The sequence below is a fragment of the Paenibacillus sp. FSL H3-0469 genome (assembly GCF_038051945.1).
Classification (GTDB): Bacteria; Bacillota; Bacilli; order Paenibacillales; family Paenibacillaceae; genus Paenibacillus_AQ.
Genome location: NZ_CP150302.1, coordinates 533,007 through 554,708, shown reverse-complemented (window position 1 = coordinate 554,708; position 21,702 = coordinate 533,007). Strand labels below are relative to the sequence as shown.

The 21,702-nt window shown below is 51.7% G+C and carries 20 protein-coding genes; 3 read left to right on the top strand and 17 right to left on the bottom strand.

Going from position 1 to position 21,702, the window contains the following annotated elements; translation table 11 throughout:
• Positions 1–10 precede the first annotated feature (10 nt).
• Both NSS83_RS02520 and NSS83_RS02515 read right to left on the bottom strand, forming a co-directional pair.
• Positions 11–475 (bottom strand): phage tail protein, encoded by a 465-nt coding sequence (locus NSS83_RS02520; RefSeq protein ID WP_341347608.1) that lies wholly within the window; start codon positions 473–475, stop codon positions 11–13.
• Positions 476–501: 26 nt separating this feature from the next.
• On the bottom strand, positions 502–987 hold the full coding sequence (locus NSS83_RS02515) for a GyrI-like domain-containing protein (RefSeq protein WP_341347607.1): 486 nt from the start codon (positions 985–987) through the stop codon (positions 502–504).
• Between the two features lie 97 nt (positions 988–1,084).
• Here NSS83_RS02515 and NSS83_RS02510 point away from each other — a divergent pair, with 97 nt between their 5' ends.
• Positions 1,085–2,047, top strand: coding sequence for an HTH domain-containing protein (locus NSS83_RS02510; protein WP_341347606.1), 963 nt, complete (start codon positions 1,085–1,087; stop codon positions 2,045–2,047).
• 380 nt (positions 2,048–2,427) lie between these two features.
• Here NSS83_RS02510 and NSS83_RS02505 read toward each other — a convergent pair whose 3' ends face one another.
• Entirely contained in the window at positions 2,428–5,991 is a 3,564-nt protein-coding gene (locus tag NSS83_RS02505; protein WP_341347605.1) for a glycosyl hydrolase 53 family protein, read from the bottom strand.
• Between the two features lie 177 nt (positions 5,992–6,168).
• Here NSS83_RS02505 and NSS83_RS02500 point away from each other — a divergent pair, with 177 nt between their 5' ends.
• Positions 6,169–7,344 (top strand): serine hydrolase domain-containing protein, encoded by a 1,176-nt coding sequence (locus NSS83_RS02500; RefSeq protein WP_341185909.1) that lies wholly within the window; start codon positions 6,169–6,171, stop codon positions 7,342–7,344.
• Between the two features lie 108 nt (positions 7,345–7,452).
• Here the strand turns inward: NSS83_RS02500 and NSS83_RS02495 are convergent, their stop codons facing one another.
• From NSS83_RS02495 to NSS83_RS02460, 8 genes are all read right to left on the bottom strand, one after another.
• Positions 7,453–8,364, bottom strand: a complete 912-nt coding sequence (locus NSS83_RS02495; protein ID WP_341185910.1) for a glycerophosphodiester phosphodiesterase — start codon at positions 8,362–8,364, stop codon at positions 7,453–7,455.
• A 132-nt stretch (positions 8,365–8,496) separates the two neighbouring features.
• A complete protein-coding gene (locus tag NSS83_RS02490; protein WP_341347604.1) occupies positions 8,497–9,942 on the bottom strand; it encodes an MDR family MFS transporter in 1,446 nt (481 codons plus the stop codon).
• Positions 9,943–10,330: 388 nt separating this feature from the next.
• On the bottom strand, positions 10,331–11,422 hold the full coding sequence (locus NSS83_RS02485) for a PRK06851 family protein (protein WP_341347603.1): 1,092 nt from the start codon (positions 11,420–11,422) through the stop codon (positions 10,331–10,333).
• Positions 11,423–11,593: 171 nt separating this feature from the next.
• Positions 11,594–12,304 carry a Crp/Fnr family transcriptional regulator gene (locus NSS83_RS02480; RefSeq protein WP_341347602.1) on the bottom strand — a complete coding sequence of 237 codons (711 nt, stop codon included), beginning with the start codon at positions 12,302–12,304 and terminating at the stop codon, positions 11,594–11,596.
• A 47-nt stretch (positions 12,305–12,351) separates the two neighbouring features.
• Complete coding sequence (gene rd, locus NSS83_RS02475; protein ID WP_036693846.1) at positions 12,352–12,534, bottom strand: rubredoxin; 183 nt, start codon at positions 12,532–12,534, stop codon at positions 12,352–12,354.
• Positions 12,535–12,566: 32 nt separating this feature from the next.
• Positions 12,567–13,778, bottom strand: coding sequence for an FAD-dependent oxidoreductase (locus NSS83_RS02470; RefSeq protein WP_341185913.1), 1,212 nt, complete (start codon positions 13,776–13,778; stop codon positions 12,567–12,569).
• Between the two features lie 16 nt (positions 13,779–13,794).
• The gene (locus tag NSS83_RS02465; protein ID WP_341185914.1) at positions 13,795–15,033 is read right to left on the bottom strand and encodes an FprA family A-type flavoprotein; all 1,239 of its coding nucleotides are present in this window, start codon (positions 15,031–15,033) and stop codon (positions 13,795–13,797) included.
• A gap of 222 nt (positions 15,034–15,255) precedes the next feature.
• Positions 15,256–15,960 (bottom strand): class I SAM-dependent methyltransferase, encoded by a 705-nt coding sequence (locus NSS83_RS02460; RefSeq protein WP_341185915.1) that lies wholly within the window; start codon positions 15,958–15,960, stop codon positions 15,256–15,258.
• A gap of 198 nt (positions 15,961–16,158) precedes the next feature.
• On the opposite strand from NSS83_RS02460, the gene NSS83_RS02455 reads away from it, so the two are divergent.
• Complete coding sequence (locus tag NSS83_RS02455) at positions 16,159–17,307, top strand: epoxide hydrolase family protein (protein ID WP_341347601.1); 1,149 nt, start codon at positions 16,159–16,161, stop codon at positions 17,305–17,307.
• Positions 17,308–17,397: 90 nt separating this feature from the next.
• Here the strand turns inward: NSS83_RS02455 and NSS83_RS02450 are convergent, their stop codons facing one another.
• From NSS83_RS02450 to NSS83_RS02425, 6 genes are all read right to left on the bottom strand, one after another.
• Positions 17,398–18,831, bottom strand: coding sequence for a M56 family metallopeptidase (locus NSS83_RS02450; RefSeq protein WP_341347600.1), 1,434 nt, complete (start codon positions 18,829–18,831; stop codon positions 17,398–17,400).
• Between the two features lie 9 nt (positions 18,832–18,840).
• Positions 18,841–19,215, bottom strand: a complete 375-nt coding sequence (locus NSS83_RS02445; protein WP_036693854.1) for a BlaI/MecI/CopY family transcriptional regulator — start codon at positions 19,213–19,215, stop codon at positions 18,841–18,843.
• An 89-nt stretch (positions 19,216–19,304) separates the two neighbouring features.
• Positions 19,305–19,832, bottom strand: coding sequence for an alpha/beta fold hydrolase (locus NSS83_RS02440; RefSeq protein WP_341347599.1), 528 nt, complete (start codon positions 19,830–19,832; stop codon positions 19,305–19,307).
• A complete protein-coding gene (locus NSS83_RS02435; protein WP_341347598.1) occupies positions 19,829–20,071 on the bottom strand; it encodes an alpha/beta hydrolase in 243 nt (80 codons plus the stop codon). The genes NSS83_RS02440 and NSS83_RS02435 overlap by 4 nt, the downstream gene beginning before the upstream one ends.
• Positions 20,072–20,087: 16 nt before the next feature.
• Positions 20,088–20,702: a DUF2239 family protein gene (locus NSS83_RS02430; RefSeq protein WP_341347597.1), complete on the bottom strand. Its 615-nt coding sequence runs from the start codon at positions 20,700–20,702 to the stop codon at positions 20,088–20,090.
• A 118-nt stretch (positions 20,703–20,820) separates the two neighbouring features.
• On the bottom strand, positions 20,821–21,702 hold the full coding sequence (locus tag NSS83_RS02425) for a DUF3298 domain-containing protein (RefSeq protein WP_341347596.1): 882 nt from the start codon (positions 21,700–21,702) through the stop codon (positions 20,821–20,823).

The following is a 21,702-nucleotide window of genomic DNA, read 5'->3' as shown; positions in this document are numbered from 1 at the left end:
GGGATTTTTATTAGTACTCTCCCTTAATCACAAAAAACGATCCCCGGATCGTACCGGCAAGCTTCGACTTCTGCCGCGCGAACTTGAACTTGTCCTCCAGCTCCTTCGGAATCTCCATCCCCTCCGAGAGCTTGAATCCGACTGCCCGCTTCTTGGGATCATCCACTGTGTACATCACATTAAGCGCAAGACCATCCTCATAGAAAACGTAGGCGAACCGGATATTCTCCACCTGGAACTGCGACGTTTGGAGTGGCTTGGCAGCAAACTCAAGGCCCCGGTCCTTGCTCAGAATCCCGTTCACGTAATCCAGCGTCTCCTGGCTTTCACTGGCCGGAACGACTGTGAATTCATGCTTATACTTGTTCATGAAATAACGCGCTTCATTCGCACGCAGTCCTGCCAGCGCCTCAGCAACAGGCGACGACTCCAGACCTTGCACAGACACCTCTTTGAAATCAACTGTATATGCCATAGTTAGTTATCCTCCATTACATTACTTTAGTTTCTGACGACAGGAATCCACATTTCACCATACAGCGAACCGTCCCGGCTGCCCATCTCCACAGCCGTATTCGGCCCGCCCACGTAGGCGTATCCTTCAGCTTGCGGCAAAGCTTGTCCGAAGGCCAGGCCCGTCACGGTATTGCTTAATTCCTCCGTTGTCGCTCCTTCGCCTGCCACTACGAGATATTCTCCCTTCGGGAATTGAATCACCCGTGCTTCCTGCGGAATCTGTGCACCTGCGCTTGCCATTACCCCGGCATAATGCATCATCTTGCCGTTCACTGCTTCGTTCACAACAAACACATAATCATTCGCCGCAATCCCTTTTAACAGGTCGAGCCTGCCATCTTCACTGACTGCCTGCCAAAAATCCATCTTCTCCTTATAAATTCCGGCATAGTCCGTATAGTCACTCTTAAGATCAACACCCAGACCAATCACTGTAAAGCTGTCTTTCTCTTCAATAGTATATCCTGCCATTGTCATATCCCGCCTTTATTCATATTTGTGTTCCTCACCTGCTATGTATATGATAACCTTAAATCATGTCAAAAATTGAACCTGTTTAGGAGCCGCGATGAAAAAAGTAGAACGGATCAACATCATCATGCGGTACATTAACAATCGTGCCCATTTTACCCTGACGGAAATCATGCAAGAATTCAATATTTCGCGTTCGACCGCCCAGCGGGATATCCGGGAGATTGAGGCGCTCGGAATGCCGCTGGTTGCTGAGGTGGGCCGGGATGGCGGGTATTCCGTCATGCGTAACTCTATCCTTCCGGTGGTCCGGTTCACGGATAACGAGGTCAAAGCGCTGTTCATTGCCTTCATGGCGACAAGAAACGGCCAGCTTCCTTATCTTAAGAGCCGCCAGTCGCTGACGGAAAAATTACTGGGGCTTATCTCAGAGAATCAGCAGGAGGAGCTTGTTCTTCTCAATCAGATCCTGCTGTTCGAGGGCACCCATCCGGGCAATCCTGATTTGCTCGACCTGTCCGACCTCCCCCACCCTATGCTGGACAAGCTGATCCGGCTCCTGCTGGCGGACCGTTATTTGCTAATTACCTGTCGGGAGGAACAAACGAACAGGTCTTATTCTGTGTATCTGTTGCGTCTCTATCAGGAGAAAAGCCTGTGGCTCATCGAGTCCTTCGACCTGGACGCCTCCAGAAAACGGATCATCCCGGTTGACCAGCTCACGGATGTCATCCCCTCCCCCGAACCCAAGAGGCTAAGCGCGAAAAAAATCCAAGAGAAGGTAAGCAAGCAGCAGGTGAAGAACAACCTTGTCCTGGAGCTCGGTGCCCGGGCCATTGCCCAATACCGGAAATATCACCCGCTCAGGGTGACGCTGTCCTACACTAACCCCTACCAAACTACCGCTATTCTGAAAATGGAGGTCGAGGTGAACCGCACGGAGGAGCTGAAGGAAATCACAAATTGGTTGTTATTCTTGGGAGATGATCTTACTATGAAGGAAGTTCCGGAGGAAGTAAGAGCGGAGCTGCAGGCTAGAGTAGATCTGTTTCAGACCTAGGAAGCGCGCGGCCCGCCTACTGTTGCGTTCGCCGCGACCCAATGTAATCGGTTTTTCGACTACATTTCGGCCGTTCGCCTTCCTGCTGCCCAATGTAATCGGTTTTTCGATTACATTGCGCCCGTTCGCCTTCCCACTGCCCAATGTAATCGGTTTTTCGATTACATTGCGCCCGTTCGCCTTCCCACTGCCCAATGTGATCGGTTTTTCGACTACATTCGGCCCGTTCGCCTTCCCGCTGCCCAATGTGATCGGTTTTTCGATTACATATGGCCTGCTCCTTCGCAACCGCACGATCCCATGCCAGTAAAAAGAGCAGCGCTCCATTACAGGAAGATCGCTGCTCTACTCTACTATTACTTATGCTGTTACTCTTCAGCTCACTGATTCAGCAGCAAGCTCAACACTTTCGCACTCTCCGCGCGAGTTGCATAAGCTTGGGGCTTGAAGGTCCCGTCCGGGCTGCCTGCAAGGAAGCCCAGTGAACTTGCAGCACTCACGGCTTCTTTAGCCCAGCTGTCAATCTTAGCCGCATCGGCAAAAGCTGGCAAAGTATCCGCCGGGACTGGGCTTCCCGAGCGAAGCTCGTAAGCTCGCACAAGCAGCGCTGCCATCTCTTGGCGCGTGACCGGCGCTTCTGCTGCGAACCGGCCGGCCGCATCTCCCTTCACGATTCCCGCTTCATAAGCGGCTGTCACATCGGCCGAATACCACTTGCTGCTGGTTACGTCAGCGAACGAACTCATGCCCTCCGCCTTCAGCCCAAGCGCGCGTACAAGCATCGTAACGAATTCGGCACGGGTTACTTCCCGCTTCGGCGCGAAGCTGTCCCCGCCGTTGCCTGAGATAATATGCTTCGCTGCCAATTCACGAACCGCCTGATAGGCCCAGTGCCCCTGTCCCACATCGGCAAAGGTCTTGTCATACTCGAGCACAGCATACTTGCCGGATTGCGGCACCTGTACAGTCATCAAGCTCTGTTCGCTGGTTCCGCCCACATATTCAATCGTCCCGTCATCTGCTACCGCGTACACACCAGCCAGCTTCGGATTGCTGTTCGCCTGAAGCATCAAGCGAAGCGTAACAGGTTCCGCGAAGGAGGCCAGCGGAGTCTTAACTCCTTGCTGATTCAGCATAGACAGACTCAGATTGAACATTTCTCCGGCTGTTCTCAGTTCAGCTTCACTCTTGGTTTTCGCCTGCAGAGTCCAGGCTGCTTTTTGCTCCGCAGACCATGGAGTTACTCCGACGGAGATCATGCTGCCATTCGCTGAGCTTCCAGCCAACGCTTGAAGCTGCTCAACAACCTTGCCTGGAATCTCTACAGCTACTGTCTTGCCTTCAACCTTCAGGGTGGCTACTCCTGTAAGGGCTGTGGCATCAGTAGGAATCCTTACTTCGCTCTGCCCTTCGGCCATTGGAATCACAATCTGGTTCTGGGCATTCACCTTCGGCTCCGTTACAGTCAGAATCTCCGGCTGCGGCGTGGCCTGCGGTGCAGCTGACGCTTGGGCTGTTGCCAGCGGAGCTGTCCAGCCTGAACCGGAGCCCGTTCCTGGTGCCGTAGCCGGGCTTGGTGCCGGACTGGCTTCCGCACTTGGCGCAGGATTCTCTTCCGTAGGTATCACCGGCTCCGTTGCCGGAGGTGTCACCGGCTCTGTGACCGGGGGTGTTACAGGTTCTGTTCCCGGAGGTGTTACCGGCTCTGTTGTTGGAGGTGTTACAGGTTCGCTTGGCTCACTTGGTTCATTGGGTTCACTTGGAACCTCAGGTGCAGTTGTGCTATTACGCACGAAGGTCACCTCTTGCAGATAGCCGTAATGATTATCCGAGTCTGTGATGACCTTGAAGCCCAGCGATGCACTTCCGTCTTCCCCGATGTGCACATGCTTTAGCGTCAGAGTCCGGGGCTTCAGCCAGGCGCTGCCTGAATAGGTAACCGGCACCGAATACGTCTGTCCCTCGGAGATCACATACATCACCGAACCGGGAGAAGGTTCGCCCTTGTCCCCGAAGATTTTGGCCTCCAGAGTATAGGTTCCTGGCTCCAGTCCCGTAATTTCATGAGTAAGGCTGAAGTTAACCGGCTTGTCATCCCCGTAATCGAAGCCGCCTGAAGCATTGCTGTCACCGAAGGTAGCGGGCTTGGTGCCGCTCAGATACCAGTCGGACTTCGCGCCGTTCACTGTGAGATTATTGGTGCTGACGGCTCCGGCTTTTTTGACCAGCTTGAAGTCATCAATATTCCCCCACTTGTCTCCCGCGTATTTCAGATTAGCGCCTAGTGTCAGCGTTCCATCTGTAACCTCAACGGTATCAATGGTTGGATTACTCCACTGCTGCCAGCCTGTGTTGACGAACGGCTGCTTCTGATTGCCCGCAAAAATTTCTGCCGTCTCTTCCCCGCCGTTACCCGAAACCCAAGCAGATAACTGATAGGTACCATTCTCAAGTCCGGTGACCGTCTGGGAGATTTGGAATTCCGCAGCCCCTGAGCTCCAGTAGTGCAGTGCAGCCGAACCGGAATGGGCATCTGACTCCACATTGACCGCTGTGCTGTCGCCGCTTACGGTCCAGCCATTCAGCCCGTCCTCGAAGCCTGGATTCTGAATGAAGCTGGTGCTTGGCGAGACTGTAATCTCAGTTGAATCTGTGAATCCGCCGTCATACGTAACCGCTGTTACGGTAGAGGTCCCGGCAGCAAGCCCGGAGAGCGTCCCTTTATACTTGTCTACCTTGACGATGGCTTCATCAGAACTGGTGAAGGTCAGCCCCTTATAGGTTGCATTCCCCGGGCTGATCGTTGCTTTGACGCTGCCGGTTCCGCCTACTTCAAGGATAGCGGTTTGCTTCTCTACTTTTACCGACTGAACCGGCACCCGGTTGATTGCAGAAGCACCTTCAATAAAAGCATCCATCGCGAAGGAAGGCTTTCCGTCCGGATTCCAGGCAGACAGCCCATAGCTGAAATAGACGCCCTCGGGTGCCCAATAGAACACGCCTGTTCCCTGGCCGCCAGGTACAGCCTTCACGCCATTCTGCACAGCAACCAACATGTTATACACATTATCTGCACTCTTGCTGACATCGCCGCCCACCTCGACGACCATAACCTCCTTGCCGTATTTTGCAGCCAGAAGATTCATGTTGGAGGATAGTTCATTAATAGAAGAAGTGTAGATAGAATCCGGGTAATAGGATAACCCGATGATGTCATAATCACTGTCCTTAAGCCCTGCTTCGACCAGACCGGCATAGAAAGGATCTACACCGCTATCTGCTCCGTTGGCTCTGTGAATAATGATTTTGGTCTCAGGAAAAACCGCCTTGGCCGCATGTGATCCCGCCTGGATCAATTCCACCAGATTCGCCGTATTGCTATAGCTGCCCAGCGGATGCATCATCCCGTTATTAATCTCATTGCCAATCTGCACCCATTCGGGGGTTACCCCCGCGGTCTTCAGCGCCTGCATCACCTCTGTGGTATACTCCGAGACATGCGCCTTCAGCTGCTCCAGATTATCGCTGGCCCAGGCTGCCGGAGTAACCTGCTTCCCGGGATCGGCCCAGGAATCACTGTAGTGCAGATCGACCATCACCCGGAACCCGAGAGCGCTTACACGCGAGGCCAGCTGAACCATCTCTTCGGTGCTGTTATGCCCGTTAATCGGATCATCGGATGGATCGACGAAGGCCCGGAGGCGTATGGAATCAATGCCGTGATCCTTCAGAATCTGGAGCAGGTCCGCTTCGTCTCCCTGATCGTTATAGAATTTGTAACCCTCAGCTTCCATTTGCGGCAGCCAGCTGACATCTGCGCCCTTGGCGAAGGATTGCGGAATAGGAACCGCTCCAGCTTGTGCCGGTAATCCAAGTGCAGTCAGCGACATGATTAGCATTGTAAAAGTAAGAACCGCCGCAAGCCATCTTGTTCTCTGTTTCAAAATATTACCTCCCCGTGATAGTCTCTCTGTTAGTATAGATGACCAGGGAGGTAACATTGAATTAAGCAAAGCAACGAAAACCTATACTTATTCAATTTTTTCACTGAAATGCGCTTACATTTCACTCTGAAAGACGTATAATATTCTCTATGTGAAAATATCAAAGGAGACCTGGAGATGCTGGATTCAAACACTACCCGTCTAATCACCAAAGCGATAAGCGCAAGTATTACCAATAAGGAAATTGCCGGTGCGAACTTCATGGTGATTCAAAATGGACAAGAAAGCTGGTATCACGAAGACGGCTTTGCCGATATTGAGGCTGGGCGCAAGATGTCCAGAGATTCGATCTTCCGCCTATACTCGATGACGAAGCCGGTTACTGCCGCAGCCGTTATGCTGCTCCTGGAGCGCGGGGAGATTGACCTGTTCGATCCGGTTAGCCAGTACATACCCGGATTCAAGAATCAGAAGGTAGGAAAGAACGGCGAGCTTGTGCCCGTAAGCCGTGAGGTTGATATTAACGACCTGCTGAACATGACCTCAGGTCTGGTCTACGGCGGAGAAGACTTGGCGGGTCAGTATACGGAGGCGTTGTACCAGGAACTGAACAGCCGCCTGCTTGGCACGAACCCGATGGGCACCCTGGAATTCGCTAACCGGCTGGGGGAGGGTCCGCTGGCGTTCGAACCGGGGTCCTCCTGGCAGTATGGAACCTCTGCGGATGTTCTCGGTGCAATAGTTGAAGTCGTCAGCGGCATGCGGTACGGCGAATTCCTGCAACAGGAGATCTTCAGTCCGCTGCAAATGAATGATACCGGCTTTTGGCTGCCCGAAGACAAGAGGAGCCGGCTGGCATGCGTCTACCAGGATGACGGTGAAGGCGGATTGACACCGTTCTCGGAGAGTCACCTTGGCGTTAACCATCATATGGACCGGGAGGCGGCTTATGAAGCAGGCGGAGCCGGGCTGGTCTCAACGATTGAGGATGCCGCCAAATTCACCACCATGCTGATGAATCAAGGCAGCTTGAACGGGGTGCAGCTGCTGAAGCCCCGCACCGTTCAGTTTATGACCTCGGCCAGCTTGACCAGCTGGCAGCAGCAAGGCTTCAATCCCTGGCATTCGCTGCAAGGCTACAGCTACGGCAATCAGATGCGCGTCCTGACCGATCCGGGTCAAGCCGGAGGACTCGGCAGCCTGGGAGAATACGGCTGGGACGGCTGGCTGGGAGCTTACTTTGCCAATTGTCCGCTGGAAGGCCTGACCATCCTGTTCATGATCCAAAAGAAGGACTCCGGTACCCTGCCCATTACACGCAAGCTGCGGAATATCATATTAAGCTCATTTTAAGCACAACGTTAAGGGTCCAGTCTTTGTCCGGCTACACGGACAAGAACTGGACCCTTTTTCTGGACTTTTTATAGTAAATGAGCGGCTCTGTTCCCCCATCCTCTGCTCCTACCATTTGGCATTTGCCCTGTTGGCGGCAATCACTTCAAGGAAGCGGTCGGGATAGTTCGTGTGCACTCCGTCCACTCCCCAGGAGTAGGCTTTATCCATATTGAGCTGGTAGTTCACCGTGTACGGGATAATCTTCAGTCCGGCCCTCTTCACCTGGGCTACATAAGCTGCGCTGATGCCCTGGAAATTGGGGCTGATGCCTACGGCATAGGTCTTCACGGTATCCAGATAGGACTGAGTTACCCTCGTAGCCGCATAATCATTCCAGACCAGCTGAAAAAGCGGAATATCCGGGTTGATCGCATGAAGCTTCCGCAGACTGGCTGCGCTGAAGGAGTGGACGGATACCCTTTTGGCAAGATCATATTTCAATACCGTTTCATTCAGGATCGCTTCTATTCCGAACTTCGGGGCAGGCTCCTTGATTTCGATAACATAGTTCATGTCCTTGCCGAACATCTCAAATACTTCTTCCAGAGTGGGAACGGTAAGCCCTGCGTATAGATCCCTGGCGAACATCGGGAACGCCTGATTGAACCAGGTGCCTGCATCGAGCTGTTTGATCTGCTCCAGGGTCATATTCTTCACAAAGCCTTTGCCGCTCGTGGTACGGTTAACCGTCTCGTCATGTATCACGACAGGAATCAGGTCCTTGGTCAAATGGATATCGAGCTCAATCGAGTCCGCACCCATCTCATGCGCCAGCTCGAAGGCCGGTATCGTATTCTCAGGAGCATAACCGGACGCGCCGCGATGGGCAATCGTATAGACTTTGTCCGCCGGCTCGATAATTTCCTTCACCTTCACCCGGATGACCGGAGAATACGCGTACAGTGTGGAGAACAAGGAAATACACAATACAATATGCACTCCGATAAAATAACCCTTATGTCTGAATATCTTCGTCATGCTGTTGTCCCCATTTGTGTGTGATAATAAGATACTCTATTCAGAATGGGCTAGCCGTGACTCACGAGAGTGTTTGGGCTTCCATCTTGAAGCTTATCTATCGTATCAAACATATGGAGCATATACAATCGGCTACTTCTGCTCCGTTATGTGAACACGTCGCAAGAAAAGAGAGATGACGAAACCTATAATCGCAATAACAATCGCAAAATCAAACACATGCTGTACACCTGCTGTCAAAGCAAGCGCGGTATGAGCTGGGTCCGCCAGGTCCGCCGTTTGCTTCAGAATATTGCTCATGCCTACGGACATGATACTTACGGCAACCGCTGTGCCGATCGCACCCGCAACCTGCTGTAACGTATTCATAATTGCACTACCATGCGGGTAAAGCGAAGGAGGCAATTGGTTCAGACCATTCGCCTGTGAAGGCATCCAGACCATGGAGATCCCGATCATCAAGAAGGTATGCAGCACAATGATTTGGGTTAAGCTTGTCGTTGTCGTAATTCCTGAGAGAAACCAGAGCACCACGCATATCAAGGCCATACCAACGGGAACAACCCATCTCGGCCCAAATTTATCGAATATTCTACCCATAACCGGTTGTGTAATCGCGTTCACAATCCCCCCGGTCAACAAAACAAGTCCGGCAGAAAAAGTGTTTAGCCCGAGACCTCTGATCAAATACAAAGGCAGCATAATCATGGCTGACATCATCACTATTACGGCAATCATAAGCATAACAATGCCAAACGTGAACATGGGCTGTTTGAATGCCCTCAAATCCATCATCGGCTGCTTCATTCGCAATTGCCGTACCGCAAATATTACAATCGCCAATAGGCCGACAATCATCGGTATCACGACCTTGGGCGCTCCTAGTCCTCCTTCTCCGGCGCTGCTAAAAGCAAATACAATTCCGCCGAAACCAAGCGTGGATAAGATGAGCGAATAAACATCTATTTTCGGCTTGGTAATCGTCGTTATATTTTGCATATAGCGTATTCCAAACAGAAGAGAAAAGGCCAAAACCGGAAGAGTCAATCCGAAAATCCAGTTCCAGCTAAGCTGCTCGATCAACAGACCGGAAAGGGTAGGTCCGACAGCAGGAGCAACCACAAGAACAAGCCCGATCAGCCCGTAGGTCGTCCCCCTCCTCTCAGGTGGAACTATAACCAGCACTGTGTGAAACATCAGCGGCAGAATAAGCGCTACGCCCGCAGCTTGAATGACCCGTGCAATCATGAGTAACTCAAATCCCGGGGAAACGCTCGCTACCGCTGTGCCGAATAAAGCCAATAGGAGCGAAGCCGTGAACAATTGTCTGGTTGAAAACCATTGGAGTAACACCCCGGATACCGGAACCAATATGCCGAGGGTCAGTAAGTAACCCGTCGTCAGCCATTGGGCCGTTGCGGCGGTGATATGAAACTGGTCGATTAAATCGCTGAGCACCACGTTTAAAGCTGTCTCGTTAAACATCCCAATAAATCCGCTTATTAGTAAGGCTGTCATGATCGGTATAACTTTATATTTTTGCACCACATTAGGCTGTACTTCTGTCGCTGCTTGCATATTATCCACTCCTAAAGTTAAAATTTCATACCACAGACTTTATAGGTATACAATGTCTTTGATAGACTGAAAAAAAGAAGTGTTATGTACCTATATTCGATTCCCGCACATGGGATCATTTCATACTAACTTTTAAATACATCCATCTTCTCACTCTCCTTTTGATATCCGTTTTGCCGGCCTTCATTGATAAGTAGCTCAAACAAAGACTTTAGGTGTCCATAATAACTTTTATGTTTCATTACGTCAAGGATAAGTATAAGCGTCTGCGGCAGGAGGGCAGTCAGCCTCTGCTCCTTCTTCCATATACAAAGAAAGAGGCTTACTATGCGGATGGCGAATACCTCCGCTGAGTAAACCCCAAGGCTGGTTCAGATCATTGTACCTGCTAAGAGAGCATACTTGCCAGTTCTGTGGAAATCCGGTTCCTGGCCGCATCCGCCACGCTAAAATCCATTGCTGCGATATATATTTCCTTTAATTCATCCCGGTGCATCTTGGCTTCGGCCAGCGCGGCTATCGCGGTTTTCATTGTGGCCTTGTATTGTGCGCTTATTTCCTCTAGCGGACCGGCGAGGCGCTCATCCGTTCCCGGTGCAACAACGATTTCATACGTATCGATGATTACATCTTCTTCCCGCTCCGGGTAATATTCATGCGGGCTGGTGCTGTCAAATATCGCAAAGTCAAGCTCACGCACAATAACCATATCCAGACTGTTAGGATCAAATCCGCAATGATAGATTTCCGTATCAAAGCCCCTCTTTTCCGCCTCAGCGGCGATTTTGCGGAGTATGGTTGATTTGCCTGTTCCGGCCCGGCCTTTGAGGAAGAAGCGTCTGGATACCCCTTCGGTCAAATTAGGTACAAAGTCGACCGATCCTGCCGGCGTTGCTGCGCCCAAAAACCGGTGCTTCACGTCAGCATGCCTCTGAAGCTGCGCTTCGCCAAACAACTGTTCCAGCATCCGGGCTGTTAATTGATCCGCCTGGCCGAAGTCCATATGCCCGAAGTACATCTTTTCCCATTCGTCATGAATGTTCAGGGCCTCTGCAAATCTGCTGTACGCTGCCTCATAGGCACCCGCAGTCTTCCGGTTAAGCTCCTCAATGATCTCCCTTTGGCCGATAAGCGCTGCCGAGTCCCATGCTTCTCCCAGGTTCACATATTCCCGAGCCGCTCCGGGAGCCTTGGGCTCGATCACACGGGGCGCAGTCCCGTCAACAATGCCCACGCCAAGCGCCGGAATAATCACCCCGTCAATGGAATCCTTATCGGATGAACAATGGATCAGCTCAATTGGATAACCCCGCTCCGCCCATTCCGTGCCGATTGCTTTCATCAGCGAGGATTTGCCTGTACCGGGACCGCCTTTCAAGATGAATATCCGCCGGAGTCCTTGAAGATTCGATTCGAACAAACTGTAGAAGCCAAGAGCCGTATTCCCGTCTGCAAAATATCTTAAAATTCCCGCAGCCATACACCCACTTCCTTTCCCGTTGCCGCCTGATAGGCTTATAACCATACAATATGCGTCAGGTATTTGTAAGGTTCCAGCAGGGGCGGGAATTAACCTCCAATCCGCGTGAAAACGGCATTCCCATCATATAATGACAGGAATGCCGCTCTTATGTCGTCTAAAAGCTTCCTCTTAAAAGCCCATGAACCGCCCCACACCCGCCGGGTCCATGACGACCATCTGCTTGTTGCCGATCAGCTTGATCAGGCCGGAGTCCTCGAATCGGGAGAACTTCCTGCTGATCGTCTCCCGGGTCACTCCGACATAACTGGCCAGCTCTTCGCGGGACAGCGGCAGGTCGATATGAACACGTCCGCCGCGCGGCTTGCCGTATTTCTCACTCAGCTCCATAATCATATAAGCGATCCGGATTTCCGGGTCTTTGGTCGCCAGGCTCTGTGCCAGATTCTCGGTGTGGGCGAGGCGTTTGGTTACGCTGGAGAGCAGGCGCAGGGAGATGTCTGGATTCTCGGTCATGATCTGCTCCATATCGCTGCGGGTCAACAGGCAGATATTGGTGTCTTTCAGCGCATACGCACTGAAGTTGCTAAGCTCGCCGCTGTTGAAAATACTGAGTTCTCCGAAGAAATCCCCGTTCGTCAGGATATGTAAAATCTGTTCCTTCCCTTCGGGCGTGAGCTTGGATAATTTCACATGTCCCTGCTGAATAATGTACAGCGTATCGGACGGCGCGCCTTCGAGAATGAGCGGCTGTCCCTTAGTGAATTTGCGGTGCTTAATCATGGCGCTGATCCGGGTAAGATCCTCATCGGTCAGCGCGGCAAAAATCGGTACCTTGCGTGTACAAGGTTCTGCGGCGTGCTGGCAGGAATGCTCTTTCATACCGATTCCCCCTGTAATGTGAAATGTGAAGCCTTAGCTTTAATCCTCTATTGGGTAATTGTGTTCTTCTCTTCTACGGGTACAAAGTGGCTGGTGTCCTCACCGCAGACCGGGCAGACCCAATCTTCCGGCAGATCCTCGAACGCTGTTCCAGCCGCTACATCCTCATCAGGATCACCTACCGCCGGGTTGTAGATGTAGCCGCAAGGGGTACAGATATATTTTTTCATCGTAATCAGCTCCTGTTATTATAGTTAGGGAATTAATTCAATACAGCCTGCGCTTCCGCTATAATCTCTTCGATGCTCTTGCCGTCAGCACTTCCGCTCAGCCGGACGCCTTGCTCAACCGCCGCCTTGTAAGCCAGCGAAGCCGCAGCGCCCTGCCAAGACAACGCCCCGACAATGACATGATCCTTCACAAAAATTCGTGTATACGCCCCGTTCTCTTCCCCGCATACTGACTCATCGCAATTCCGCTCATCGGTGTTGCCGATGGAGAATAAGGACACCCCGAACGCATTGAACAAGGTCACCGGCACCGCTCTGCGGTATACACTCCGGGCTTCAGCCATATTGCTTCCTGCGATCTTGCCCTGTTCCATCGCTCCGCCCCACAGGCCTTCGACCAGTCCGCCGAACTCGGCAACGTCACCCGCTGCATAGATATTCGGAGCACTTGTCTGCAGATGTTCATCCACAATGATGCCGCTGCGCACCTTAATATTCGAACCGTCAACCAGAGCAGTATTCGGAACAATCCCAATGGAGTAGACCACATGGTCACACGGGAAGCTCGTGCCGTCATTCAGTGTAACTCCAGTGACAACCTCTGTCCCCTCGACGGAAGCCACGCACGCTTGAAGAATCACCTTCACCCCGGATTGTTCAAGGGTTTCTTGCAGATGCTTGGAAGAGTAGCTGTCCAGCTGTCTGCCCATCAGGGCAGTTGCGTATTCAACCACTGTTACCGTATACCCTGCTTCGTGAAGCGCCCAGGCGGTCTCAATCCCCTGCACCCCTCCGCCGATGACGGTTACGCGGCTGCCTTCCTTAAGACTGTCCTTCAACCGGTCAGCGTCAGCCAGCTCCCGGAGGGTGTGTACGTTAGCAAGTCCGGCGCCCTGGATGGTTAATGCGCGGTTTTTCGCCCCCATACAGAGCAGCAGCTTATGGTATTCCACACACTGGCCGCTCTCTGTCTCTATCGTCTGGCGCTCCGGGTGGATAGATACGATGCGGGTGGACGACTGTACGGTGATGCGGTTATCGCGGTACCATTTCTCCTTCTTGATCAGAACCTTCTCGCTGTGCAGGTCGGTGAACAGGCCCTTGGTCAGTTTGATCCGGTTATACGGCAGGCCGCTCTCTTCCCCGATGATCGAGATTTCCGAGTCCGCGTCCTGATCGCGGATCGCTTTGGCGGCATGGACGGCGGTTACACCGCCGCCAACAATTACATAATGCTTCGTCATGTTCGCTTCCTCCTCCCTAGATTGAACTGAGCAGCAGATCCGAGACAAATTCGGTTGCATGCTTAATCTTCTGCACCTTCTCAGGCTCTCTTGGGGAGAATCTTACCCGAACAGGGAACTCTACATGGGTCATACCGGTGGTTTTGATAACCTCAGCGGTGCTCTGCACAGTCATATTCGTTCCGTTCAGATAATCCTGAATGACCTCGATCGCTTCACCGCTCCAGCCGTAGGAGCCGAATGCCGTAGCGAGCTTACCTTCCAGATTCATCTCCTGCATACCCTTCAGCACTTCCTCCAGGTTACCGATCATATCTGCATACTTCGTGGAGCTGCCGATGAAGACGGCGTCTGCCGATTCGATGCTGCGCAGGATGTCCGCAGTGCTGCTTTTATCTGCGTTCCAGACTTCTGTCTCAATATTGTTCTCCTTCAGGCAATTCTCAATGATCGCGGCCATCTTCTTCGTGCTGTTTTTGATGGTGGTATAGACAATGACAGCCTTCTTGCCCTGGGTGGTCTCCCGGCTCATGGTGGCGTACAGCCCGATGAACTTAGGAATGTCCTCGCGGATCAGGAACCCGTGGGAGGGTGCAATCATGCGGATCTCCAGATCCTTCACTGCTTCCAGCAGCGTTCTTACATATCTTCTGTGCGGGTGGATAATCGCTGCATAATAGCCTTTGTAATCTTCCGTGATATCGAAGCCTGCTTCATCGCTGAACAGATGCTCGGCAGCCACATGCGTACTGAAAATATCGCAAGGGAACAGGATTTTGTCTTCCACACAGTAAGTAATCATCGTCTCTGCGGTGTGGAGGTACGGCGTTTCTTTGAACAGCAGGGTTTTGCCGCCGATATCCAGCGTGTCCCCGTCCTTCACCACCAGGAAGTTGCGGCTGTGCAGCTTATACATCTCCTGCAGCTCCGGCACAGCGATCTCAGTGCAGACAATCGTAGCATTTAGGGCCTGTGCCGCCAGTGCTGCCAATCCGCCAGAGTGGTCAGGCTCGGTATGGTTAATGACAATGTAATGAATATCCATAAGATCAATCATACCGGCGAGACACTCGGCATATTCACGGCCGAATTCCATATCCACGGTATCGATGACGGTCGGCTTGCCGGTTTTGAGGAGATAGGAATTATAGGTGGTGCCCTTGGCAAGAATCAAGCGGTGGAACGGAACTTCACGGTTGTCTATTTTGCCTACCCAGTGGATGCCTTCGGCGATTTGTCTGGTTTGTGTACTCATTAGTGGTAGCCTCCAATATTTGATTGATAATCCTTATCAGCAACCTCATTCTATTACGCCAGCCGCTGCAAAAGGAGGATTCAAATCAAATTTCGGAAGTTTGTGAATCCTTTCATTTGGCATACTCTTAATGTAGCCTAATTCACGGAAGATGGGGTGCGTGTGGTCACAGACGGGGAGGAAAAGTCTAATTTCTATCAAAAAAAGCCAATCTCTATAAGATCAGCTTTTTTGGGCAACAAAGGTGATACAATCAGAGGTCAGCTTGACGGGCTGCCCGTTTCTGTTAATCTCAAATGCTAAGGATTTTACGACCAGCTGCTCTATCTCCCAACCGGCAAACTGCTGATTTAATAATTCAATCATTTTTTCAGTAGACAGATTCACTTCAAACATGGGGTCCAGCTCTTGCTTATTCTCTAGCAGCATTTCCCGGATATTGGACGCGATGATAATACAATTCGTCCCGCCTGCTCTTGTCCCGGCATTCATTTCACTCAGTTTCTGCTCCAATACCTGTGTCGAGCCCACATGTTCCAATGAAGATACGGCCACGATAATATCATATTCATTTGGTTCAATAGAGAAGTGTTCAATATCAGATAGAACAGGTACAATGTAAGGCTCGACACCGAACTGCTGACTGTAGCTCTTCAGCTTCGCTATGGCTGACTCCAGCAAGTCTACACATACAACTTTTCCATTCACAGGCTTAATCGATTCGGCGATCGGAATACTATTCCGGCCAACCCCAGCTCCCAGATCCAGTATGCTAATGTATTCTTGATCCTTATACTGATTGATAAGATTAACGACTGTTGTAACGGGTTTGTGCAGCCAGGAGCCTGGTTCGAATAACTTGTTGTTATCGTAACAGTGATCATGATACAGCTTCTCTTCGGATCTGATCTTGGCTAACCTGTCCATTCCCTCACCTCGCGCTTTTTTACGTAAAGTACTTCTCCAGGAATGTGCATTTCCCCTCTGCCAGCTTCAAGAATTATTCGAGCTTCATACTGTCGAAGAGATCTAGTTCGGATTCGTTTTATTGATATGTAACCTTCCTTCTGGTGGTATAGTTGTCATATAGATGCTGTAGTTAATACTCTGAGGGAGAGATCATTGATGGCGATTGAACGTTTTGAAATCCGTGTGACTGATGAAGTTCTTGAAGATCTGAGATACAGGCTGGAGCATGTTCGCTGGCCCGATTTGTTAGAGCCGTCTGACTGGGACCGGGGAACAGATCAGGGATATCTGCGGTCGCTCGTTACCTATTGGCGGGACCAGTTCGATTGGCGCGCCCGGGAAGCGGAGTTGAACCGCCTATCCCACTTTCGCTGTAATGTTGATGGGCTGGATATCCATTTCGTGCATGAACGCGGCAAAGGCCCTAATCCCTACCCGCTCATCCTTACACATGGTTGGCCGGACAGCTTCTTGCGTTACGAGAAAATCATTCCCATGCTTACAGACCCGGCGAGCTACGGCGGGAATCCTGAGGATGCCTTCGATGTGATCGTGCCTTCCGTGCCCGGGTTCGGCTTCTCGAACGGACTGAAGCGCACGGGCATCAGCAATTCCCATATCGCCGGGCTATGGGCCACATTAATGACCGAGCATCTGGGGTACCGTAAATTTGCTGCGGCAGGCGGAGATGTCGGCTCCGGTGTGACCCGGTATCTGGCCTTCAACCACCCTGAACTGCTAAGCGGAATTCACCTAACTGACATCGGTCTGATCAAGAATCTGCTGGCGGTGCAGGATAAGTCGGGCCTGACGGAAGAGGAGCAATTGTATATCCGAAACACCTCACAATGGATCGCTGAGGAAGGCGGATATATGCAGATTCAGTCGACGAAGCCGCAGACGATTGGCTATGGACTCACCGACTCCCCTGTCGGCTTGGCAGCTTGGATCATTGAGAAATTCCGAGCATGGAGTGATTGCAAGGGAGACTTGCGGCAGAGCTTCAGTGACGATGAATTGCTTACGAATATTATGATCTACTGGGTTACGAATACAGCGGGCTCGTCTGCGAATCTGTATTATGAGAATACACATACTTTACCTCCCCTCGGCCCGATTGAGGTGCCTACAGCGGTAGCTCTATACCCTGGGGATGTCTGTCTACCGCCTAGAGCATGGGCTGAAAGCAATCTGAATATTACACGGTGGACCATGATGCCCCGCGGCGGACACTTCACTGCGATGGAAGATCCGGGGCCGCTGGCGGATGACATCCGTGAATTCTTTAGACCTTTAAGAGATTAGAACGTGTTTGTGAAAAAAATCAGGGGCAGCTTCCCAAGTGGAAGCTGCCCCTGGCTGTGATTATATCCCGGCAGGTTGAATGCCGGATGATTACTTAGAAGGTGCCGGAACGCTTTCAGCAGGAGCCGGCACTAGCTCGGGAAGCGCCACTACAATGGCCTCTTTCTGGTCAGGGACCGGTGCAGGGGCAAGCCCGGAATCAGATTGGGCAGCGCTTGCTTTTGGCACAGTTACAGGAGCACTTTCAGCTGGGGATGCTACAAGCTCAGGCAGCGGCTGCGCAGTGCTGTCTGCTTGAGCAGCTCCGGGAGCCACTTCAGCGGGAACCGTTACAGAATCATCAGATTCAGCGGGCCCGGCAACGAGTTGTCCTGCTGTATATTCCTGGGCGGGGATGGTGCTACTCTCGGCAGGCTGGATTCCAGATACTTGAGCTGGCTCGGTTATTCCTCCTTCTGACGATTTAGAAGGAGCTATTTCGGAAGCGGTTGTTCGTGAATCCTCATTCTGCGTGTCTGCCACCACTTGCGGTGTAACCCTGGATGCTAAGGCAGCGGTAGAGGTGCTGATCCCTGCGATTAACAGGGCTGCGGCTACCGATAAGAATAGAGTTTGTCTGTTCAGCTTTTTGACGTTAAGCATATGGATTAATCTCCTTTGTAGTTGTTTGCCGTCACCGGATAGTAGGGCATAGAATGCTCCGGGCCGGTTTGTTGGTCCTGCCATAACACTCAGAATCGTTTCGCCATAGCGTTTGCGCTCCGTATGGGACATGCTCTGGACCACCTCCTGGTCACAGGCCAGCTCGCTCCAGGTATGAAGCCCGTTCCGCAGTGTGTACACGAGAGGATTGAACCAATGCAGCGCACGGATGGCCAGCAGCAAAGCCTTGAACCACAGATCCTTGCGCTTCAGATGAACCAGCTCATGGCGCAGCACCATCTCCATATCCAGATTGTCAGGACTCTGAACAGGCAGATAGATCACCGGTCTCCACAGACCGGCCAGAAAAGGACTTCTTGCGGCAGGAGTGTACATTAACCGGACACTGCTTGTGAGGCCAAGCTGCTCCTTGACACTCTTCAGCAGAATCGCTGCCCTACTATCCTCCGGTACGAGGGTACGGGTACGTTCAAGCGCTCTGGTAAATCTGCGGTAAGCATAACACTGCCAGGCGGCAAAAGAGACCGTCCCTGCTGCCCAAATGCCCAGAAGGATAAAGGCGGTACTTGTTGTTAAAGTTAATGTTGCAGGCCGGAGGGATTCAACTATATTCCCGGTTAGTCCGCCAGTCTGCGTATTCTGTAGACTTGTTGCTACATGCGGTGTACTCAGACGCGCTGCTATCCGCAGCAGAACAATAGCTATCGGGAATAAATAGAAGAACAAGGCCAGCTTAATGAGTCCATAACGCCACCTGGCCGGAACATGCCCGGTCGATAGTCTCCCCAGCGCATGGATGCTGAGAGTCACTACACTTCCGGCAACGGTTAACGTGATCAGCAGGTTTAGCAAGGTATTCATCGTCATCACCTACTTTTCCGAGAACCATTGCTTCAGCTCATCAATATCCTGGTCCGACAGCTTGTCACCGTCATACATGGCAGAGATCAGATTCTTGACCGAACCCTGATACAGCCCGTCCAGGACATGCTGAGTCTCCACCAGCTTATAGTCCTCAGGCGAAATGCCGGGCACATATTTGTTGAGCCGCCCATGCCGGGTAGCCGTCAGAAACCCCTTATCCACTAACCGTGACAAAAAGGTAGAAATCGTCTGCGCCTTCCAATCCCTACCCTTATGCGCGAACTGGTTCAGCAGCTCCGTTGAAGTAACTGGCGGCGTACTCGCCCAAATGGCTTCCATTAACTCTAATTCTGTATCCGATAGCTTCTGAATCTTGTTCACCGTGAACACCTCGTATGTCTGTTATGCGTCCATAACATTATTACTACACTACGTAGTAGTTATAATCTACTACAGAATGTAGTGGTTAGTCAACTACAGTGAGCTGCCTGCTCTATAGCATCTATAGTCTGCTCATACAACTGGGGCGGCAGGTCATGTCCCATGCCCTCAACGAGCATCAGCTCTGCGCCTGGGATAGAAGAAGCGGTGTCCTCCCCGCACGCCGGAACGAACAGGGGATCATCCATCCCGTGAATGACAAGTGCAGGGACCACTATAGCTGCCAGCAGCGGACGGCGGTCACCGGAGACCGCAATCGCGGCAATCTGCCGTCCCACGCTGCCAGGGTCGTAGGCCCGCCGGACTTCCTCCGCAATGAGTGCCCGGTAAGCTTCTTCTTCAAATGGAAAGCCGGTACCAGCAATGCGCTTGGCAAAAGCCATACTGTGCGCTACAAATCCCGCCTCATCCTCAAACGGGTTAGGTCCCGGGGCAGTCATCAGCCCCATCACCTCCGGGGAAGCCTGCGGAAGGGTAGGATTCCCGGAAGTAGACATGATAGACGTGAGCGACAAGACCCGGTCCGGGTATTTACTGGCAACAAGCTGGGCGATCATTCCGCCCATAGACCGGCCAACGACATGTGCCTGGTCAATCCCCAGGACGTCGAGCAGCCCGTGTCCCGATTGTCAAAACGGATCACCCGGAAGCCCCGCGCGGCCAGTTGTTCACAGAATGGAACTGTCCAGCGGATCATCTGGGTGCCCAGTCCGGCAATCAAGATGATCACCTCGTCATTATCGTTGCCGAAGCTGTCATAGGCCAGCTCAATGTTGTTCGTTTGTATAATGTTCATAGTGGTCTGTTCCCCTTCAATTCTTCTTCTGTAATGCAACTGCAGCTAACTGCTTCACATGGTTGCGGATATCAGGTGCCCAGTCCTGAGTGTATTGGTCAAAACGCTCCGCATCACCGGCATATAATGCGCGCAGAGCTTCCTCGTAATGGCTGAAATCCCCGGCCATAGCTGTCATGAAGGTATAAGCTGCTTCTTGTGACTTGCGGATCGTGCCCTGCTGTTCTCCGGCACGGCGGGCTTCATCAACCAGCTTGCGCAAGGTTACCGAGGCCCCGCCAGGCTGTGCTTTGAGCCACTCCCACTGTCTGGGCAACAGAGTGACCTCTCCAGATACGACCCCCAGCTTGGGCCGGCCTGCCTTGCGCGCAGTCTGGGAATTCACTTCTGTAACGGCTGACTCTTCTAAAGGCTCTGTTAACCGTGTAAGCACAGCATCTGTTGTCCCGTGATAATCAACATCTATCGGCTTCCCCGTAGAATCGTCAAAAATAAGCACCCGGGCCAGTTCACTGTCGCTCAGCGTCCTCTTCACAGTAGCAACCACGTGCTGTAAGGAACCGCTGGCAACGGCCTCCACTCCCAAAAATGCTGTGCAATAAGCATGCGTCTGTTCATTACCCGTACTCATGTTATATGTTGACCTCCTTCTATTTGATTTAATTATACCCGGGTAAAATAAAAAAATACAGCCTGAAGAGGAGATACTTCTGAATGTCTCCACTTCAGGCTGCCCTAGCTACTATGCCCTATTTAACATATTGCTGGCTGACCAGCTGCGAACGGATTACATCTGTTGGTATTACAAATTGGACGGGTCCCATAAATCCCGGAGCAACATCATATTCATTAAAGGAAATAACCAAATTTCCGTCCCCGTTAATGTAGAAGCTCTGAGTCTTCGAAATGCTGTCGAATCCACTTGCCGGAAGATCCTCATTTTCGCCCTTTATCCAATAACGCTTGAAATCCGTGTCCGTTTTCATTTGCTCACGCATTTGCTCCTTGATATTTTCGCTAATAACAGATACATAGCTTTCATCCTTGAAGAGACTTGGCAAGTTGAGCAGCACTTGATTTTTTTTGTCAATCGTGTCGTATTGTATCGTTTCATACGCGGACGCCGCCGTTTGCACGACCCAGCGCCGAATAGTGAGAAGCTGATCCGTATCGGTGACAATCTCATACCCGCTGTCAATTCCTTTATTGGGTCTGCCCTTGTCCTTCAATTGGTCAATCTCGGCCATGAATTCCTTGTACAGCTTTTGATCCTCCGCAATATACTTCTCGTTCAGCATGTCTTGCAGCTTCTTATCGGGCATATTTGTAATTGCCGGAACCTTGACATCCGCATGGTAACCGTCCCCCTCCGCTCTATATTCCGTGAAGGTTACCAGCTTCACTAATGCACTGACAGCCGGCAGCTCCGACATGGATTGTGCAAACGTCGGGCTTATATTCACCCCGGACACGAACAGAGCAACCGCAGCAGCAGCTGAGCCAAGGAACCATTTGATGCTGCGTCTGCGCCGCGGGGCAGGCCGAAGCGATTGTGTGACGAGCGTATCCAGTTCAGCGGGTATGGGCACATTCATATAATCCTGCTTGAGCTTTTCCATTTTTTTGTCCAT

Bases quoted from the DNA above. Each gene is read 5' to 3' on its own strand.
- NSS83_RS02440 (WP_341347599.1), bottom strand. From the start codon at position 19,832: ATGATCGCCCAGCTTGTTGCCAGTAAATACCCGGACCGGGTCTTGTCG.
- NSS83_RS02515 (WP_341347607.1), bottom strand. From the start codon at position 987: ATGGCAGGATATACTATTGAAGAGAAAGACAGCTTTACAGTGATTGGT.
- NSS83_RS02450 (WP_341347600.1), bottom strand. From the start codon at position 18,831: ATGAATACCTTGCTAAACCTGCTGATCACGTTAACCGTTGCCGGAAGT.
- NSS83_RS02460 (WP_341185915.1), bottom strand. From the start codon at position 15,960: ATGGACAGGTTAGCCAAGATCAGATCCGAAGAGAAGCTGTATCATGAT.
- NSS83_RS02495 (WP_341185910.1), bottom strand. From the start codon at position 8,364: ATGACGAAGATATTCAGACATAAGGGTTATTTTATCGGAGTGCATATT.
- NSS83_RS02425 (WP_341347596.1), bottom strand. From the start codon at position 21,702: ATGGACAAAAAAATGGAAAAGCTCAAGCAGGATTATATGAATGTGCCC.
- NSS83_RS02465 (WP_341185914.1), bottom strand. From the start codon at position 15,033: ATGAGTACACAAACCAGACAAATCGCCGAAGGCATCCACTGGGTAGGC.
- NSS83_RS02430 (WP_341347597.1), bottom strand. From the start codon at position 20,702: ATGAGTACGGGTAATGAACAGACGCATGCTTATTGCACAGCATTTTTG.
- NSS83_RS02510 (WP_341347606.1), top strand. From the start codon at position 1,085: ATGAAAAAAGTAGAACGGATCAACATCATCATGCGGTACATTAACAAT.
- NSS83_RS02435 (WP_341347598.1), bottom strand. From the start codon at position 20,071: ATGAACATTATACAAACGAACAACATTGAGCTGGCCTATGACAGCTTC.
- NSS83_RS02485 (WP_341347603.1), bottom strand. From the start codon at position 11,422: ATGGCTGCGGGAATTTTAAGATATTTTGCAGACGGGAATACGGCTCTT.
- NSS83_RS02520 (WP_341347608.1), bottom strand. From the start codon at position 475: ATGGCATATACAGTTGATTTCAAAGAGGTGTCTGTGCAAGGTCTGGAG.
- NSS83_RS02500 (WP_341185909.1), top strand. From the start codon at position 6,169: ATGCTGGATTCAAACACTACCCGTCTAATCACCAAAGCGATAAGCGCA.
- NSS83_RS02470 (WP_341185913.1), bottom strand. From the start codon at position 13,778: ATGACGAAGCATTATGTAATTGTTGGCGGCGGTGTAACCGCCGTCCAT.
- NSS83_RS02480 (WP_341347602.1), bottom strand. From the start codon at position 12,304: ATGAAAGAGCATTCCTGCCAGCACGCCGCAGAACCTTGTACACGCAAG.
- NSS83_RS02455 (WP_341347601.1), top strand. From the start codon at position 16,159: ATGGCGATTGAACGTTTTGAAATCCGTGTGACTGATGAAGTTCTTGAA.
- rd (WP_036693846.1), bottom strand. From the start codon at position 12,534: ATGAAAAAATATATCTGTACCCCTTGCGGCTACATCTACAACCCGGCG.
- NSS83_RS02490 (WP_341347604.1), bottom strand. From the start codon at position 9,942: ATGCAAGCAGCGACAGAAGTACAGCCTAATGTGGTGCAAAAATATAAA.